General features: G+C 74.2%; 20 protein-coding genes. 13 read left to right on the top strand and 7 right to left on the bottom strand.

Annotated features, from left to right (window positions below; translation table 11 throughout):
* Position 1: 1 nt before the first annotated feature.
* Together WCD41_RS06445 and WCD41_RS06440 are read right to left on the bottom strand one after the other, a co-directional pair.
* Positions 2 to 898: an AurF N-oxygenase family protein gene (locus WCD41_RS06445; RefSeq protein WP_337712572.1), complete on the bottom strand. Its 897-nt coding sequence runs from the start codon at positions 896 to 898 to the stop codon at positions 2 to 4.
* A gap of 174 nt (positions 899 to 1,072) precedes the next feature.
* Complete coding sequence (locus tag WCD41_RS06440; RefSeq protein WP_337712571.1) at positions 1,073 to 2,437, bottom strand: FAD-dependent oxidoreductase; 1,365 nt, start codon at positions 2,435 to 2,437, stop codon at positions 1,073 to 1,075.
* A gap of 196 nt (positions 2,438 to 2,633) precedes the next feature.
* Between WCD41_RS06440 and WCD41_RS06435 the strand changes: the two genes are divergently transcribed.
* Positions 2,634 to 2,921, top strand: a complete 288-nt coding sequence (locus WCD41_RS06435) for a hypothetical protein (protein ID WP_337712570.1) — start codon at positions 2,634 to 2,636, stop codon at positions 2,919 to 2,921.
* Between the two features lie 6 nt (positions 2,922 to 2,927).
* Here the strand turns inward: WCD41_RS06435 and WCD41_RS06430 are convergent, their stop codons facing one another.
* Positions 2,928 to 3,674 (bottom strand): class I SAM-dependent methyltransferase, encoded by a 747-nt coding sequence (locus WCD41_RS06430; protein ID WP_337712569.1) that lies wholly within the window; start codon positions 3,672 to 3,674, stop codon positions 2,928 to 2,930.
* Positions 3,675 to 3,871: 197 nt separating this feature from the next.
* On the opposite strand from WCD41_RS06430, the gene WCD41_RS06425 reads away from it, so the two are divergent.
* A complete protein-coding gene (locus WCD41_RS06425; RefSeq protein WP_337712568.1) occupies positions 3,872 to 4,114 on the top strand; it encodes a hypothetical protein in 243 nt (80 codons plus the stop codon).
* A gap of 75 nt (positions 4,115 to 4,189) precedes the next feature.
* On the top strand, positions 4,190 to 4,453 hold the full coding sequence (locus WCD41_RS06420; protein WP_337712567.1) for a hypothetical protein: 264 nt from the start codon (positions 4,190 to 4,192) through the stop codon (positions 4,451 to 4,453).
* A 114-nt stretch (positions 4,454 to 4,567) separates the two neighbouring features.
* Here WCD41_RS06420 and WCD41_RS06415 read toward each other — a convergent pair whose 3' ends face one another.
* A complete protein-coding gene (locus WCD41_RS06415; RefSeq protein WP_337712566.1) occupies positions 4,568 to 4,780 on the bottom strand; it encodes a DUF2795 domain-containing protein in 213 nt (70 codons plus the stop codon).
* Positions 4,781 to 4,833: 53 nt separating this feature from the next.
* Between WCD41_RS06415 and WCD41_RS06410 the strand changes: the two genes are divergently transcribed.
* The gene (locus WCD41_RS06410) at positions 4,834 to 5,301 is read left to right on the top strand and encodes an HAD family hydrolase (protein WP_337712565.1); all 468 of its coding nucleotides are present in this window, start codon (positions 4,834 to 4,836) and stop codon (positions 5,299 to 5,301) included.
* Positions 5,302 to 5,305: 4 nt separating this feature from the next.
* The gene (locus WCD41_RS06405) at positions 5,306 to 6,613 is read left to right on the top strand and encodes a DNA polymerase IV (protein WP_337712564.1); all 1,308 of its coding nucleotides are present in this window, start codon (positions 5,306 to 5,308) and stop codon (positions 6,611 to 6,613) included.
* On the opposite strand, the gene WCD41_RS06400 is transcribed toward WCD41_RS06405, so the two are convergent.
* The gene (locus WCD41_RS06400; protein WP_337712563.1) at positions 6,606 to 7,172 is read right to left on the bottom strand and encodes a TetR/AcrR family transcriptional regulator; all 567 of its coding nucleotides are present in this window, start codon (positions 7,170 to 7,172) and stop codon (positions 6,606 to 6,608) included. The genes WCD41_RS06405 and WCD41_RS06400 overlap by 8 nt on opposite strands.
* A gap of 80 nt (positions 7,173 to 7,252) precedes the next feature.
* Between WCD41_RS06400 and WCD41_RS06395 the strand changes: the two genes are divergently transcribed.
* A complete protein-coding gene (locus tag WCD41_RS06395; RefSeq protein ID WP_337712562.1) occupies positions 7,253 to 8,311 on the top strand; it encodes a zinc-binding dehydrogenase in 1,059 nt (352 codons plus the stop codon).
* Positions 8,312 to 8,386: 75 nt separating this feature from the next.
* On the opposite strand, the gene WCD41_RS06390 is transcribed toward WCD41_RS06395, so the two are convergent.
* Positions 8,387 to 9,541 carry an epoxide hydrolase family protein gene (locus WCD41_RS06390; protein WP_337712561.1) on the bottom strand — a complete coding sequence of 385 codons (1,155 nt, stop codon included), beginning with the start codon at positions 9,539 to 9,541 and terminating at the stop codon, positions 8,387 to 8,389.
* Positions 9,542 to 9,685: 144 nt separating this feature from the next.
* Between WCD41_RS06390 and WCD41_RS06385 the strand changes: the two genes are divergently transcribed.
* From WCD41_RS06385 to WCD41_RS06360, 6 genes are all read left to right on the top strand, one after another.
* Positions 9,686 to 9,946 carry a hypothetical protein gene (locus WCD41_RS06385; RefSeq protein ID WP_337712560.1) on the top strand — a complete coding sequence of 87 codons (261 nt, stop codon included), beginning with the start codon at positions 9,686 to 9,688 and terminating at the stop codon, positions 9,944 to 9,946.
* Between the two features lie 62 nt (positions 9,947 to 10,008).
* Positions 10,009 to 11,619, top strand: a complete 1,611-nt coding sequence (gene mdlC / locus WCD41_RS06380; RefSeq protein WP_337712559.1) for a benzoylformate decarboxylase — start codon at positions 10,009 to 10,011, stop codon at positions 11,617 to 11,619.
* A gap of 132 nt (positions 11,620 to 11,751) precedes the next feature.
* The gene (locus WCD41_RS06375; RefSeq protein ID WP_337712558.1) at positions 11,752 to 12,762 is read left to right on the top strand and encodes an ABC transporter ATP-binding protein; all 1,011 of its coding nucleotides are present in this window, start codon (positions 11,752 to 11,754) and stop codon (positions 12,760 to 12,762) included.
* Positions 12,763 to 12,773: 11 nt separating this feature from the next.
* A complete protein-coding gene (locus tag WCD41_RS06370) occupies positions 12,774 to 13,553 on the top strand; it encodes an ABC transporter permease (RefSeq protein WP_337713335.1) in 780 nt (259 codons plus the stop codon).
* Positions 13,550 to 14,116: a dimethylsulfonioproprionate lyase family protein gene (locus WCD41_RS06365; protein WP_337712557.1), complete on the top strand. Its 567-nt coding sequence runs from the start codon at positions 13,550 to 13,552 to the stop codon at positions 14,114 to 14,116. The genes WCD41_RS06370 and WCD41_RS06365 overlap by 4 nt, the downstream gene beginning before the upstream one ends.
* Positions 14,117 to 14,151: 35 nt before the next feature.
* Entirely contained in the window at positions 14,152 to 14,865 is a 714-nt protein-coding gene (locus tag WCD41_RS06360; RefSeq protein ID WP_337712556.1) for a DUF2267 domain-containing protein, read from the top strand.
* A 54-nt stretch (positions 14,866 to 14,919) separates the two neighbouring features.
* On the opposite strand, the gene WCD41_RS06355 is transcribed toward WCD41_RS06360, so the two are convergent.
* Positions 14,920 to 15,528, bottom strand: a complete 609-nt coding sequence (locus WCD41_RS06355; RefSeq protein ID WP_337712555.1) for a maleylpyruvate isomerase N-terminal domain-containing protein — start codon at positions 15,526 to 15,528, stop codon at positions 14,920 to 14,922.
* 121 nt (positions 15,529 to 15,649) lie between these two features.
* Here WCD41_RS06355 and WCD41_RS06350 point away from each other — a divergent pair, with 121 nt between their 5' ends.
* Entirely contained in the window at positions 15,650 to 16,900 is a 1,251-nt protein-coding gene (locus tag WCD41_RS06350) for a toll/interleukin-1 receptor domain-containing protein (protein WP_337712554.1), read from the top strand.

The raw sequence follows: 16,900 nt of genomic DNA, 5'->3' as shown, positions 1-16,900 counted from the left end.
CCTACAGGACGTGCGCGGCGCGGTAGAGCGCCTTGGCCGGGCGGGTCAGCAGCCCGGCGGAGGAGAGGAACTCCATGAGCCCGGCGCAGCTGGAGCGCAGCAGCGCGCGGTGGTTCTCGTTGCGCCGGGCCTCGCGCCGGGCGCGCTTCGGGTCGAGGCCCGCGTTCTCGTAGACCTGGCCGTTCCACATGCTCGTGACGATGAAGTAGCCGGCGAAGGCGACGACGAGCGCGTTGAACTGACGGCGCGCCGCGCTCGCGCCCTGCAGTCGCTCGAGGGTCTCCTCGCGGGCGAAGCGCATGTGGCGCGCCTCCTCGACCACGTGGATGTTGTTGATCGTGCGCGCGAACGGGGCGACGCGCTCGTCCCGCATCCAGTCGCGCTGCATGACGTCGAGGACCTCCTCGGCCACGAGGATCGCGGCGTAGGCGGCCTCGCCCCTCGCGAGGGTCTTGAAGACGCGCCCGCCCTCGACGACGTGGCGCGGCGGCCGGTACGCGGGAGCGCCGAGCTTCTTCGCGCCGCGGGCGAACATGATCGAGTGCCGGCACTCGTCGGCGATCTCGGTGAGCGCCCACTGGAACGCCGGATCGGTCGGGTCCTTCGCGTAGAAGTCCCGGATCATCATCTGCTGCAGGATCATCTCGAACCAGATGCCGGTGCTCGCGACGGACGCCGCCTCCTGGCGGGTCAGTGCCGCGCGCTGCTCCTCGGTCATCTCGTCCCAGTAGGCGGTGCCGTAGAGGGTGCTCCACTCCGGCGAGGTGCCGTGGTGGAGCGGGTCGACGTCGCCGTCCCAGTCCACCTCCTGGAGCGGGTCGTACGAGAGCTGGTCGGACGAGTCGAGCAGCCGGTTCGCGACGTCCGCCCGGTGCGTGTCGTGCTCCGCGGTCGTCATCTTTCCTCCTGGCCGTACCTGGGGTCACCGTTACCTGCGGTAGGTGATACCCAAGGTAGCGGTAACACCATGTCCGGGCAGTCGCGGGTGTGGTCGCGGTCATAGAGGTGCCGGTCACGACCTACGTGAGCACTTTCCGGGCCCAGAGGCCCGGAAAGTGCTCACATGGGCTGATCAGGGACGGGAGAGCTTCAGCAGCTCGTCGCGGTCGACGACCTTGATCCGTGGACGTCCGTCGGGCTCGCCGCGGCCGCGCTCGTGGGCGTCGATCGCCGCCCAGCCCTCCTGGTCGACGAGGTCGGGGCAGCGCTCGCGCAACCAGGACTCGATGGTGTCGTGGTGCTCGGCGTCGTCGGCGAGGGGCTCGCGGTCGGCCAGGTCGGCGACGAGGTGCCGGACGGTCTCGTTCGCGTCCTTCTTGTTGGTGCCGATGATCCCGCTGGGCCCGCGCTTGATCCACCCGACGACGTACTCGCGGGTGTGCGCGTCCCCCTCGATCCGGCCCTCGGTGTGCGGGACGGTGCCGGTGTCGTCGTCGAACGGGACCCCGGGCAGGGCCATCCCGCGGTAGCCGACGGCGCGCAGCACGAGCCCGGTCGGGACGGTCTCGCGCTCGCCGGTGTCGACGGCGCGGGTGCGGCCGTCGTCGCCGGTCTCGAGCCGGTTGACGCCGAGCACGATCTCCTCGACGCGTCCGTCGCCACGGATCTCGACCGGGGAGCGGTAGAAGCGGAACTCCATGCGGTGCCGGGCCGCCGGGTCGGGCTCGTGCTCGGCGAAGCTGCGCAGGATCTCCAGGTTGCGCCGGGTGGTCTTGGGCAGCGTGTCGTCGTCGGCGATGCCGGCGGGGACCTGCTCGGGGTCGGCGGCGACGGCGAGGTCGTCGATGTCGCCGAGCTCGCGCAGCTCGGTGGTGGTGAACGCGGCCTCGCGCGGACCCCGCCGCCCGCAGATGACCGCCTCGCGGACCGCGGACCCGACCAGGGCGTCGAGGGCGTGGTCGGCGGTGTCGGTGGCGCGCAGGTCGGCCTCGGGGAGCAGGAGCATGCGGGCGACGTCGAGCGCGACGTTGCCCGCCCCGATCACCACCGCGCGCTCGGTGTCCAGCGGCGGGGCGAGGTCGACGTAGTCGGGGTGGCCGTTGTACCACCCGACGAAGTCGACCGAGGCGATGCTGCCGGCCAGGTCCTCGCCGGGGATGCCGAGACGGCGCTCGGTCTGGGACCCGACCGCGTAGATGATCGCGTCGTAGCGCTCGAGCAGCTCGTCGCGGGTGATGTCCTGCCCGAGGTCGACGTGCCCGAAGAACCGGAACCCCTCGCGGGCGGCGGTCTTGTCGTACTGCGCGGACACCGACTTGATCTTCGGGTGGTCCGGGGCCACCCCGGCGCGGACCAGCCCCCACGGGGTCGCCAGCCGGTCGAACATGTCCACCCGCACGTCCAGATCCGCGTCGAGCAGGGCGGCGGCGGCGTAGAACCCCGACGGCCCGGAACCGACGACGGCGACGTGGTGGGGTCGCGTCGTGTGATTCTCCACCGGATCATCGTGGCCCACCTGGACGCAGGGTGCACCTGTCCGTCACCGACCGCGGATCCCGCCACGCCGGGCCCGACACGCCGCGAACAGGTGATCCCGAGCCGGGGCGTGGCCCCAGACAGCTCCGGTCGAGTGGTCACTCCATGGGCTCATCGAGCGCGAGAACGCCGTGCCACCAGGGCTAACGTCGCCGGCGATGATCAGCGACGAGCACGGCGTGTACGACGACGCGCCGGCGCCGGACGGGACACCGTGGCGCCGTGGGCTGGACGTGCTCGACGACTACGCCGGCGGTGGCGTGCTGTCCGAGGAGCTCGCGGACGACCTCGTCAACGAGCTCGCCGGGCTGGTCGGGACCGCGCGGACCCGCCGCTCCCGGCGCGGCCCGCACCAGGGCACCCGGCCGGGCCCGCAGCCCAGCCGCCCGGCGGTCGCGCCGCCCTCGATCCGCCCGCGGCTGGTGCTGGTCCGCGGCGGGGGCTAGACGGGGCTAGTCCTTGACGGCGACGAGCACCAGGTAGGTCAGGTCGTCGCCGGCCATGCTGCGGCGGTGCCGGAAGCTGCGGCGCACGACCGTGCGGGTCCGGTGCGCGGACGCGCTGGTCGCCTCGAGCATCGCCTCGACGTCGGTGATGTCGTGGTCGTTGTCGCCACCGGCCAGGGTCAGGGCGAGGAACGACCCGGGCGGGAACGCGTCCCACAGCTGCGCGAGCGAGTCGACCGGCACGTGCCCCTCGCCGACCGCGCCGGCCGCGACGATCGCGGTCAGCTCCTCGTCGCGGACGAGGCCGGTGACCTGGTCGACGTCGAGGCGCTCGCCGACGAGGTAGTGCCGGTAGAGGCCGGGCCGGTCGCGATGGGCGGCGTCGCGGGCCTCGGGGATGCCGTCGGCGCCCGCGACGACCGTGACGCCCCGCGTGCTGAGCTCCTCGCCGACGACGCCGTTGCCCGCGCCGAGGTCGAACGCCCGCAGCTCCTCGGGGGCGCGCCCCTCGGCGGTCGCGGCCTCGACGAGCGCGGCGGCCACGGTCTCCGGCGACGCGCACTCGAGGCGGCGCTGCACGACCTCCTCGTACAGCCCGGGGACGTCGTACACCCGCGCGTAGTCGTGCAGCGTGATGCGCTCGTCGGTGCCGTCGGGGTGGTGCAGGACGAACTCCTCCTGCGCCTGACGACGTCCCGGGGTCGTGTCGAGCTCCACGGTCCACCCGGCCGTCGGCTGCTCTGCTGTGGCCATGCGGAGCATCATGCCGGGACCGGCGGTTCCGCCGCTGTGGTGAACGTCCCGCCGTGCGGCTGTGGCCCGGGTCGCCCTGCTGTTTCCCGCGGGTGCTCGAACGGTCACGCTCGGCGGGTCAGGGCACGCGTCGAGGTCGCCGCTGCGCACGACCCGGGCCGGCCGACGCCGATCGGCCGCCGCAGGGGAGGTCCGCCATGAGTGTCGTTCCCGCCCACTCGCCCGTCGCGCAGCTGATGCGCCCGGGCGCGCGTCCGCGGCCCGCCGAGGTCCCGGCCGACGACCGGGAGCACGCGGTGACGGTCGTCTGCCACCTCCTGCACGCCGAGTGCGAGCAGTGGAGCTGGACGAGTCACCGCGCCGAGGCGCACCGGCGGGAGGCCGTGCGCATCGTCGGCGCCCTCACCCGGGAGGGTTGGGCACCGCGCTCGGCCGCCTGAGCGGCCGTGCTCGTCGGCCCGGACGGCCGGTAGATTCCTGCGCCGATCGGCTCATCGGAGCCGGAAGGGGTGGGCATGGCCATCGAGGTGGACGGCGTCGAGATCCACGAGACGTCGCGCGGCTCCGGCGCGGCGTGGCGCTGGAGCTCGCAGGGACCGGACCCGATCGACTACGAGATCCAGTGGGTCGAGAACAAGGACACGTTCCTGTACTCGACCCGGGTGCGTCCGGGGGGCTGGAACGTCTCCCAGCTCGACCCGAACTCCTGGGTCGGCGACGGGACGCTGGAGGGTGCCCGGGACATGGTGCAGCGAGGTCTGCCGACGCTGCCGCACTGACGTGCGCCCTGTCGGCGCAGTGCCGGCGGCCGGGTGCGCACGGGTCGGAGAAACGAACGGCGCTTTCGCTGCTTGGGAAGCAGCGAAAGCGCCGTTCGTTCGTCTCCGGGCGGCTCAGCTGCTGCTGCCGCCCAGCACCCCGGCCTCGCTCAGCTTCGACATGACCGCGTTCGGACCGTCGAACTGGTCCTTGTCGAGGCCCTTGATGGTGTCGACCAGCTGCTGGTCGGCGCCGTTGGAGCTCGCGTGGTCGGCCAGCTCCTGAGGGCCGCCCGGGTAGTCGAAACCGGCGAGCGACTTCTGTACCTGCGTGACGTCGTAACCCATGATCGGCGGGTCCCCGACCGCCCGTTGCTCCAACCCACCGAGAGACTGCCGCGGTGACGCCCCCGTTCCCCGCCGTCGTGTTCGACCTCGACGGCACGCTCACCGTCCCCGGCACGTCCCGCCCGGCGCCCGGCGTCGTCGCGCTGGTCGGGGCGCTGCACGCGCGCGGGGTGGACCTCGCGGTGGCGACGTCGGCGAGCACGGCCGTGGCGCGGCGGGTGCTCGACGACCTCGGGCTGCGGGCGTGCTTCACCGCGGTCGCCGGCCGCGGGGTGGACGGCCGCTTCGACGGCAAGGACGCGGTGGTGGGCGAGGCGCTGCTGGGGCTCGGGATCCTCGAGGCGGCTCCCGGCACGCCGATGCTCGGTGACGGCGCGGGCGACATGGCGGCGGCACTCGCGCACGGCCTCGTGCCCGTCGGGGTGGCGTGGGGCGGCGCGCCGGCCGGGACGCTGCGGGCCGCGGGCGCGCACGTGGTGCTGGAGCACCCGGACGAGCTGTGGGTCCTCGGGGCATCCTGAACCCGTGCCCCGCTGGGTCCTGCACCTCGACCTCGACTCGTTCTTCGCGTCCGCGGAGCAGCTGACCCGTCCCACGCTGCGCGGACGCCCGGTGCTCGTCGGCGGGCTCGGGCCGCGCGGGATCGTGGCGGGCGCGAGCGGCGAGGCCAAGGTGTCCGGAGCGCGCTCGGCGATGCCGATGGGCCAGGCGCGGCGGCTGTGCCCGCACGCGACGGCGCTGCCCCCGCGCACCGCGCTGTACCGCGTGCTCTCCGAGCGGTTCTTCGGCGTCGTGCGGGCGTGGGCGCCGGTGCTCGAGCAGATCGCCTACGACGAGACCTTCGCCGAGCCCGAGGCGCTCGCCGACGCCGCCGCCGACGACGTGGCCGCCTTCGCCGAGCGCCTGCGGGCGGAGGTCCGTGCGGTCACGGGCCTCGCGGTGTCGGTCGGCGCGGGGTCGGGCAAGCAGGTCGCCAAGATCGCGTCGGGGCTCGCCAAACCCGACGGCGTCCGCGTCGTGGCTCAGGGCGGCGAGCGGGACCTGCTCGACCCGCTGCCGGTCCGCGCGCTGTGGGGCATCGGGCCGGTGGCCGAGGCGACGTTGCACCGCAGCGGCGTCGAGACCGTCGCCGCGCTCGCCGCGATGGACCTCACCGACGTCACGGCCCTGCTCGGCACCGCGGTCGGTACGGGGCTGCACCGCCTGGCCCGCGGGCTCGACGACCGCCCGCTGGTCGAGCGCGGCGAGGCCAAGCAGGTCAGCGCGGAGACCACGTTCGACGAGGACCTCTCCGACCTGGGTGCCGTGCGCACCGCCGTCGCCGAGCTGGCCGAGGGGGCCCACCAGCGGCTCGTCGCCTCGCACCGCGCCGCTCGCACGGTGAGCGTGAAGATCCGTAGTGCGTCGTTCGGCACCACCAGCCGCGCCGAGACGCACCCCGACGCCACCACCGATCTCGCCACCCTCACCGACACCGCCCAGCGCCTCGCGGTCGCGGCCCTGCCCGACGCCGGGGTGCGCCTCGTCGGTGTCTCGTTCTCGGGCCTGACCACCGCGGTGCAGGAGGCGCTGTTCCCCGGGACGCCGGCGCCCGAGCCCGTCGCGGCGCCGGTGGGGGCGCCGGAGGAGCCCGAGCCCGCACCCGACCGCGCCTGGCGCACCGGCGACGATGTCGCCCACCCCGAGCACGGCCACGGCTGGGTGCAGGGCAGCGGGCACGGGCGCGTCACCGTGCGCTTCGAGACCGCGAGCACCGGCCCCGGCCGCGCCCGCACCTTCCGCGCGGACGACCCGGCCCTCTCTCGCGCCGACCCGGTGGCCAGCCTCAGCTGAGCGCGGCCGTCACGAGCCGGCGCGCCGCGGTCGCGGCCGCCGCCGGCGCCCCCGGCTCGGCGGCGACGGCGTGGGTCACCAGCGCGCCCTCGTGCAGCAGGAGCAGCTGCAGCGCGAGCCCGTCCGGGTCGGGCACGGTGGCCGCGGTGAGCTCGGCGACGAACAGCTCCCGCAGCCACCGCTTCTCGTCGTCGATGACCGCTCGGCCGGGGTGATCGGGGTCGTCCAGCTCGGCGAACGCGTTGACGAAGGCGCAGCCCCGGGACGTGGCCTCGGCGACCCACGCCTCGAGCACCACGAACGGGGCCAGCGTCCGGCGCACGGGCTCGTCCTCCGCCGCGACGGCGGCCGTGACCCGCGCGCGCCAGCGCTCGTCGCGCGCTCGCAGGTAGGCCGCGACGAGCGCGTCCTTGGAGCCGAAGCGGTCGTAGAGCGTGCGCTTGGTGACGCCGGACTCCGCGGCGATGGTGTCCACCCCGACCGCGTGGATCCCGTGCGCGTAGAAGAGCTCCGAGGCGACGTCGAGGATGCGCCGCGCCCCGGGCGTAAGGGTCGTCATCGGGCCTCCCTTGCCTTCACAGGTCTGTGAACATACTCTGCGGCTCCAGAAGTTCACAGACCTGTGAAGTCGGAGGAGACATGACGATCCCGGACGAGATGCACGCCGCGGTGCTCACGCGCCACGGCGGGCCGGAGGCCCTCGAGCTGCGGACCGTCCCGGTACCCCGTCCCGGGCCGGGCGAGGTGCTCGTGCGGGTCACCGCGGCGGCGGTGAACAACACCGACCTCTGGACGCGGCGGGGCGCCTACGGGCTGCCCGGCGACCCGGACGCACTCGCGGGCTGGCGGGGACCGATCACCTTCCCGCGCATCCAGGGCGGTGACATCGCCGGCGAGCTCGCCGCGGTCGGCGAGGGCGTCGACGCGGCGCGGGCCGGCCGCCGGGTCGTCGTCGACAACGCGTTCTACGACGGCGAGGGCCCGGACGCCGGGCCGGTAGGACTGCTCGGCAGCGAGGCCGACGGCGGCTTCGCGCAGTACGTCGTCTGCCTCGACGCGCGCGCCCACGACGTCGGCGACTCCCCGCTGTCGGACGAGGAGCTCGCCTGCCTCCCGATCGCCTACGGCACCGCGGCGGGGATGCTGGCGCGCGGCCGGGTCTCCGCGGGCGAGACCGTGCTCGTCACCGGGGCCTCCGGCGGCGTCGGCCTCGCGGCGGTGCAGCTCGCGGCGGCCCGGGGTGCGCGCGTCGTGGCGCTGACCGCGCCGGGCAAGGAGGACGCGCTGCGCGAGGCCGGTGCGGCCGGGGTGGTGCTGCGCGACGCCGACCCGGTCGCGGTCGCCGACGCCGTGGCGAAGGAGGCCGACGGCCCGCTCGACGCCGTCGTCGACGTCGTCGGCGGTCCGTTGCTGCCGGCCCTGCTCGACCGGATCCGCGACGGCGGCCGGTGGGTGATCGCCGGCGCGATCGGCGGCCACACCGTCGACCTCGACCTGCGCAGGCTCTACCTGCACAACGTCAGCCTCGTCGGGTCGTCGATGCACACCAGGACGCACTTCGCCGAGCTCGTCGCCGACGCGGTCGCCGGGCGCATCCGGCCCCGCATCGCCGGGCGTCATGCCCTGGCCGACATCCACGCCGCGCAGGAGGAGTTCGCGCGCGCCGAGCACGTCGGGAAGATCGTGCTCACGCCGTGATGAACGCGGACTTTCGACGCCTAGTAGCAGCGAACGTCCGGTTGAGTACGCCGATAGGGCGTTCGTTGCTTCTCGTCAGGCGAGCGCGAACGCCGCCCGCAGCTCGTCGACGAAGTCGCGCGGGACCTCGAGCGACGCGAAGTGGCCGCCGGCGGGCAGGGCGTTCCAGTACCGCAGGTCGGTGTAGCGGGCCTCGACCCAGGCGCGGGGCAGCTTGACCATCTCGGCGGGGAAGTACGACACCGCGCTCGGCACGGTGACCGGGCTGGTGACGTCGACGCCGGCGAAGCTCTCCCAGTACAGCCGCGCCGACGACGCCCCCGAGCCGGTCAGCCAGTAGACCGTGGCGTTGTCGAGCACCCGGTCGCGGGGCACGCCGCCGAAGCCGTCGCCGTCGGTCCACACGACGAACTTCTCGGCGATCCAGGCGAGCTGGCCCGCGGGGGAGTCGACGAGCCCGTAGCCCAGCGTCTGGGGGCGGGTCCGCTGCTGACCGGAGTAGCCCGACCCCACGCGCACGAACTCACGGCCCTCGGCGAGCCAGCGCTGCTCGGTCTCGTCGAGCGTCGCGTCGTCGAAGCCCTCCGGGCGCCCGGCCCGCGGCATCGTCGTGTGCATCATCGCGACGCGCTCGGGGTGACGGACCGCGAGCGCCGTCGTGACCATGGCGCCCCAGTCGCCGCCCTGGGCGAGGAAGCGGTCGTAGCCCAGGCGCGTCATCAGCGCGGCCCAGGCGTCGGCGATCCGGTCGACGCCCCAGCCGGCCTCGGTCGGCTTGTCGCTGAACCCGTAGCCCGGCAGCGACGGCGCGACCACGTGGAAGGCCGGTAAGGCGTCGTCGCCGGGGTCGGTGAGGGCGTCGAGGACGTCCAGGAACTCGATCACCGACCCGGGCCACCCGTGGGTGACGATCAGTGGCTGTGCGTCACTTCGTGGTGACCGAACGTGCAAGAAGTGGATACCGAGACCATCGATCGCGGTGCGGAACTGACCGCGGCGGTTGAGCTCGTCCTCGACGCGTCGCCAGTCGTGCTCCTCGAGCCACGCCCGGCACAGCTCGGTGACGGCGTCGACGCCGATGCCCTGGGACGGATCGGTGGCGGGCTCGGGCAGCCGCACCCGGCGGAGGCGTTCTCGCAGGTCAACGAGCTGGTCGTCCGGGACGTCGAGGACGAACGGCACGACCTCGTTCGACGGATTCCCGGCAGGAACGGGTGCGTCAGCGGCCACGACACCGCACCGTATCCACCCGCGGGTGGACACGCCGACCGATCTCGATCAACGCGTCCGAACGCATGGCGACTCGACACGCCGACGGCTGGTGTTCGTGACCCGAACGAGCCAACTTCGCGTCGAGGTGTCACACGGGGCCCCATGGTGGCGATGCACGAGGTGGAGGTGATCAGCGTGCTGAACGATCGATCGGCGGCCCTGCTCGCGGCGGCGGCTGACCTGGACGAGTGCGACGGGTACGTCGTCCTGGTGTTCGACCCGGAGACCGGTGAGCTCGACGCGCACGGGCCGTACGAGGGTGTCGAGGCGACACTGCGCGCGGAGGAGATGCGGCGGGAGTTCGACGGCGACGGGCTGCCCGACGTGCACATCCGCATCTCGCGTCTCCACAGCCCCCGCTGAGGGGTACACGTCGGTCAGGAGTCGTCACCGCGGACGACGCCGATCGACGGGAGAGCGCACGGATGACGGGACCCACCGTCCGGGAGGCCTCGCTCGAGGTGTTCCGGGCCCACGGCATGACGACGGTGTTCGGCAACCCGGGGTCCACCGAGCTCCCCATGCTCTCCGAGCTCCCCGACGACTTCCGCTACGTGCTCGGGTTGCAGGAGGCCGCGGTCGTGGGCATGGCCGACGGCTACGCCCAGGCGACCGGGCGGCCCGCGCTGGTCAACCTGCACACCGCGCCGGGCGTCGGCAACGCCGTCGGCGCGCTGGTCAACGCGGCGGCCAACGGCGCGCCGCTCGTCGTCACCGCCGGGCAGCAGGTCCGGCCCATGATCAATCTCGAGGCGCTCCTCACCAACCCGGACGCGACGCTGCTGCCGCGTCCCGCGGTGAAGCTCTCCCTCGAACCGTCGCGCCCCCAGGACGTCCCCGCGGTGCTGGCCCGCGCGATCCACGCGGCCACCACGCCGCCGTGGGGCCCGGTGTTCGTGTCGATCCCGATGGACGACTGGTCCGCCGAGCTCGACCCCGCCACCGAGGCTCTCGACCTCCTGGTCGCCCGCCGGGTGCACCAGCGCGCAGCGCCGGACCCCGCCGGCCTCGACGCGATCGTCCGTGCCCTCGACGGCGCCCACGCGCCGGCGCTCGTCGTCGGCGGCGACGTCGACGCCACCGGCGGGTTCCACGACGCCGTCGCGCTCGCGGAGCGCACGGGCGCCGCGGTGTTCGCCCCGCCCGTCGAGGGCCGCGTCGGCTTCCCCACCGACCACCCGCAGTTCCGCGGCGGGCTGCCGATGGCGATCGCGCCGCTCGCGGAGGCGCTCGAGCCCTACGACGTCGTCCTCGTGATCGGCGCCGCGGTGTTCCGCTACTACCCGTACGTGCCGGGCCCGTTCCTGCCCGAGGGCACCCGGCTGCTGCACGTCACCGCCGACGCCGACCAGGCGGCCCGCGCGCCGATGGGCGACGCCGTCGTCGCCGACCCGGCGTTGACGGTGCGCGCGCTCCTCGAGCGCGTCGGTCCCGGACCGGCCGACCGGGCCGCGGTGCCGCCGCGGGCGGCGATCGACCCGCCGCGCTCCGCGGGCGACGGGCTCCTCACCGCCGAGGAGGTCTTCGCCACGCTCGCCGACGAGTGGCCCGACGGCGGCGTGCTCGTCAGCGAGGCGCCGTCGCACCGCGCCACCCAGCAGGCCCGGCTGCCGATCACCTCGCCGGGCAGCTCGTACTTCACGGCGTCGGGCGGGCTCGGGTTCGGGCTCGCCGCGGCGGTGGGCGTGGGGCTCGCCGACCCGGCGCGCCCGGTGCTCGCCGCGATCGGTGACGGCTCGCTGCAGTACGCGGTGCAGGCGCTCGCCACGGCGGCGTCGCTGCAGGTCCGGGTGACGGTGCTCGTCCTGGACAACCGCGAGTACGCCATCCTCAAGTGGTTCGCGTCGCGCGAGCAGACCCCCAAGGTCCCCGGCCTCGACCTGCCGGCCATCGACCACCTCGCGCTCGCGGCGGCCTACGGCGTGCCGGCGGAGAGCGTCGGCACCGTCGACGAGCTGCGCGCGGCCGTGCGGCGGGGGTTCGCCGGCCCCGGGCCGCGCCTGGTGCACGTGCCGGTGCCCGCCTCCTCCTCGTGACCTCGACTCTTGACCTCGACCTTCGTCGAGGTCGCAGGCTGGGTGCCGAAATCGACAAGAGGAGTGTCGGACCCCCGGCGTAGCGTCGCGACGGCGTTCGCCGAACGGTTCGGGACGCGGGGAGGACCGCTGGTGAGCACGCAGGCCACGACGAGACCGTCGTCCGCCGACGGCATCGAGGAGGCGCCGCCCGCGGTCGAGGTGGCCGATCTGGTGAAGCGCTACGGGCGCAGCACGACGCCCGCGGTCGACGGGCTGAGCTTCGCGGTCCGGCGCGGCGAGGTGTTCGGGCTGCTCGGCCCCAACGGGGCGGGCAAGACCACCACGGTCGGCATCCTCACCACGCGCGTGCGGAAGACCTCGGGCCGGGCGACGGTCGCGGGCATCGACGTCGCGGGGGACCCGGTCGGTGCCCGGGCGGTGCTCGGCGTCGTCCCGCAGCGGCCCAACCTCGACCGCTCGCTCGACGCCCGCGGCAACCTCGTGTGGCACGCCGCCTACCACGGCGTGCCGCGGTCGCAGCGGCGTGCGCTGGCCGACGAGCTGCTCGAGCGGATGGGCCTCACCGACAAGGCGACCACCAACCCCGACGAGCTCTCCGGCGGCCAGGCCCAGCGCCTGATCATCGCCCGCGGACTCATGCACGCCCCGCAGGTGCTCTTCCTCGACGAGCCGTCCACGGGGCTCGACCCGCAGGCGCGGCTGTTCGTGCACGACCGGGTCGTCGAGCTCGCGGCGTCGGGCGTCACCGTCGTGCTCACCACCCACGACATGGACGAGGCGGCCAAGCTCGCCGACCGCGTGGGCATCGTCGACCACGGCAAGCTCCTCGCGCTCGACACCCCGTCGGCGCTGGTCGCCGGCCTGCCGGGTGAGGCCACCATCGATCTCGTGCTCACCGGGGCGGACGTCGCGGTGGTGCAGGGGCGCATCAAGGAGGTCCGGGGCGTGGCGGGGGTGGAGGACCGGTCCGACGAGACCGCCTCCCAGCTGCGGGTGCGCGCGGACGGTGAGGCCGGTGCGGCGCTCGCCCCGGTGCTCGGCGCCGTGGCCGACGCCGGCGCGACGGTGTCGCAGGTCGAGCTGGGCGAGCCGACGCTCGAGGACGTGTTCATCGACCTGACGGGGAGGGGGTTGCGGTGACCGTGCCGACGATGAAGGCGCCGTCGCAGGGGCGCGCGTTCCTCGGGGTGCTGGGCCGCGATCTCGCGGTCACCGGCAAGGAGTTCGGCAGCTTCATCAGCCAGGTGCTGATGCAGCCGTTCTTCCTGCTGTTCGTGTTCGGCGTCGTGCTGGGGCAGCTCGGCTACGTGACGCCCGGGTACGCCCAGCTGCTGCTGCCCGGGCTGCTGGCGCTCAACGCGTTCTTCGTCGCCGTGCAGGCCACCGCGATCCCGCTGGTCATCGACTTCTCGTACACCAAGGAGATCGAGGACCGCCTGCTCGCGCCGCTGTCCACGCGCCTGGTCGCGGTCGAGAAGATCGTGTTCGGGGCGTCGCGCGGCCTGTTCGGCTCGCTCGTCATGATCCCGGTCGGCTACATCGTGCTCGACGAGGTCAACTGGGTGCTCTCGGGCCTGCCGTTCGCGGCGCTGCTGCTCGTGCTCGGCTCGCTGTCCGGTGGGGCGGCGGGGCTGGTCCTCGGCACGCTGGTGTCGCCCCGCAAGATCAACGTGGTGTTCGCCCTGGTGGTCACGCCGCTGCTGTTCACGGGGTCGACGCAGTTCCCGTTCCTGCAGCTCGGGAACCTGCGCTGGTTCCAGGTGATCTGCGCGCTCAACCCCATCACCTACGTCTCCGAGGGGCTGCGCGGGGCGCTGACGCCCGCCGTGCCGCACCTGGCGGGCTGGGTCTGCCTGCTCGCGCTCGTGGCGTCGTGCGTGATCTTCGGGGCGATCGGCATCCAGGGCTTCCTGCGCCGGGCGCTCGATTGAGCCCCACGGCGTTCGCGGCGCTCCGGCACCGGCTCGACACGACCCTGACCGCGCACGGGTACCCCGGCGTCCTCGACCGTCTCCCCGTCGTCCCGGCCCGCGGGGAGCGCGGGTCGCTGCCGGTGCTGGCGCATCTCGACGACGCGCTCGCCCGGGCGGGCGCGGAGGCCGACGAGGAGCTCGCCGACGTCCTGCGCCCGCTGGCGCGCGCGGTGACGTGGCAGCAGACCGCCGCGTACGTCGCCGCCCCGCCCGACGCGTCGTTCCTCGACCTCTACGCGCACGCGACGCTCGCGGAGGCGCCGGACGTCGCCGCCGGGCTCGTGCTGCTCGGGCCGGGCGTGCGCTACCCGCCGCATCACCACCCCGCCGAGGAGTTCTACCTGCCGGCGGGCGAGGTGTGGTGGGTGCACGGGCTCGGCGAGAGCCCGGTGCCCGAGCCGGCCGGCGAGCTGATCCACCACGAGCCCTGGCAACCCCACGGGATGTGGACCGGCGAGCGCGCCGCGTTGCTGGTCTACGTCTGGATCGGTGCCGTCGGGACGCCGTCGGCGTTCTGCTGACATACGGGGCCGGGTGCGTCGGGTAGGCCCCGATCATGCGACACCAGGAGTTCCTCGCGGGGGTGGCCACCCGTGGTGGCTTCACCGATACCGACGACGCCCGCCGCGCCGCCGATGCCGTGCTGGCGACCGTGGCCACCTACCTGCCCGCCGACGACCGCGACGCCCTCGCCGACGCGTTGCCGAGCCTGCTCGCGCAGGAGGCCGGCGTGGACCGCCAGGGCGACGGCGGCACACCGACCGAGTCCGGGCTCGTCGACGACGTGGCCGCCCGCACCGGGTGGCCCGCCGAGCGCGCCCGCTACGCACTGATCGCCGTCACCGGCCAGCTCGCGATCGAGGACGCCGGGCTCGGGGACCGCGTCACCCGCGTCCTGCCGCCCGCGCTGCTGGGTGCGGGGCCGACGCTGCCGCCCGACGCGGCGTCCGAGGGCGCGCAGGGCCGTCCGCAGCCGGTCGACGCCGATGAGCTCGACCGCGTCCTGCAGCAGCGGCTCACCGACTGGTCGGGCGACCGCAGCGGTATCCAGCGCACCGTCGAGCTCCCCGCCGAGCACCTCGACCTGCTGCTCGAGCGCCTGCGGGGCGTGGAGCGCGACGCGGGCCAGCGGCTGCGGATCGTCGACCGGACGCCGACGTCGCTGACGGTCCGGGCGCGCAGCGAGCGCCAGGAGATCGTCACCGCGACCGACCTCGACCTCGCCGCCCGCTTCGACGAGCTGGTCGCGACCGTCGGTTCCGCCGCCTGACGTATGTGAGCGAACTTCGGTGCTATAGCACCGAAGTTCGCTCACATGGGCCGGTCAGACCACCGAGAAGCCCGGGGGCAGCGGGGCGCGGCCGGTGAGCGCGTCGAGCAGGGCCCGGCCCTGGCCGAGGCGCACGCCGGTGCGCGCCAGCACCGTCGCCACCTGCGTGATCGTGTGGTCGGTGAACGCGACCGCGAGGCCCGTGGCGGCCGCGATGTCGTGGCCGTGCACGACGAGCTCGACGGTGCGCGTGGGCACGTACGACGCCACCCGCAGCCCGCCGGCGATCGTCATGATCAGCGCGTCCGGGTCGGCACCCCGGGCGGCCGCCACCGCCCGCCCGGCGAGCGCCGTGAACGCCGCGGCCGGGTCGTCGCCGAGCGCCGCGCCGGCGTCCCGTCCGCGCTGCGCCACCGCCGACTGGTCGAGACCCTCGCCGGTCATCGACGGCAGGAGCGCGTAGTAGCCCTCGGGTGAGTCGACGTCCTCGGTGTCGGCCGGGCGTTCCAGGTAGGTCAGCACGGTGACGAACGACCGGCTCGTGTGGCCCACCAGCGACCGCAGGTCCCACTCCCCGAGCCCGGGGCCGTCCCACGCGTCGTCCGGGATGCGCCCGACCAACCCGCTGACCGCCTGCGCCGCCTCGGCGTATCCCTCCAGCATGTGAGCGATCTTCCCGGCTACCACCGGGAATTTCACTCACGAGGGGTCGGCTGCTCCATCGGGGCGATGAGGGTGCACGCAGAGTTGCGGAGGTCGACTCCGTAGCGCAACGATCACGCGGGTGAGCGACGAGCCGGCGATCTTCGTCAGCCACAGCTCCGCGGACGGTGAGACCGCCCGCCGCCTGCGTGTCGGCCTCGCCGCCGCCCTGGAGACACGCGGCCTGCGGATGCTGCTGGACGAGACCCACCTCGGCCCGGGCGACCTCTGGAAACCGATCCTGCACCGGTGGCTCGCCGAGTGCGACGGCGCGATCGTGCTCCTCGCCCCGGTGGCGCTGACGAAACCGTGGGTGCGCAAGGAAGCGACGATCCTCGCCTGGCGGGCGGCCCTGCGTCCGGATCTGGGCGTGGTGCCGGTGCTGATCGACGGCGTGACGCCGGAGCAGGTCGAGGAGGCGTTCCCGGCCGTCGAGCTCGAGGCCTCGCAGGTGGTCCGGGTGCCGGCGAACCCCACCGACGAAGCCCTCGCGGCGGTCGTGGCCGAGATCGTCGAGCGCCTGCCCGTCGGGCTCAGTGGCGACGACGACGTGCGCCGGTGGGTGCGTGACGTCGCCGACCAGCTGGGCGACGTCCGCCCGCACGCCTTCGCCGCGCTCGTCGACCAGCTGGACGTCGCCGACGAACCGTGGCGAGCCCCGCCGGAGCGCTGCCGGGTCGTCGCCCACGAGCTGCACCACGTCCCGACGCTCGACGACGTCGAGGGCTACGTGACGCCGATCGTGCGGGACATGCGTGACCGGCGGTACTTCGTGGAGTCGGTCGCCCCCGTCGGCATCCCGGTGGACGCCGCGGCGCCGCTGATCCGGGCGTTCGCCCGCGACCCCGGCCGGCGGGTGCTCGCGCTCAACGGGCACGAGTTCGAGACCGCCGTGCGCTACGTGGAACGGGCGACGTGCGGCAACCGGTACTTCGAGTCGCGGCAGGTGGCCGGGCCGGTCCCGGAGGACGCCGTCGAGCACGTCTGTGCCGCCGCGCGCGGGTGGCTGCTGGCCAGCACGGGCGCCGGGACCGAACGACGCATCGCCCGTCAGCTCGCCGCGATCGACCGGCGGGGCCGGCGGGTCCTCGTGCTGCCCCTGCACAACGAGGAGTGCCCCGACGGGCTGACGCGCGCCGTGGTGCGCGACGTCGTCGCGCGGCTGTGCGAGGAGCTGCCCCACCTGGTCCTGCTCGTGCTGACCGGCCCGGACTACGCGGGTGTCGACGACCTCTGGCCGGACGCGGTGCGCGTCGCCCCGGGCCCGACCGACGTCGACACCGAGCTCGACGAGAACGCCGTCTACCGCAGGCTCCTCGAACAGGCGGGCTGA

The organism is Actinomycetospora aeridis, from assembly GCF_037400275.1.
Lineage (GTDB): Bacteria > Actinomycetota > Actinomycetes > Mycobacteriales > Pseudonocardiaceae > Actinomycetospora > Actinomycetospora aeridis.
Note: the sequence above shows the minus strand (reverse complement) of the source record. Positions and strands in the feature narration are given on the sequence as shown.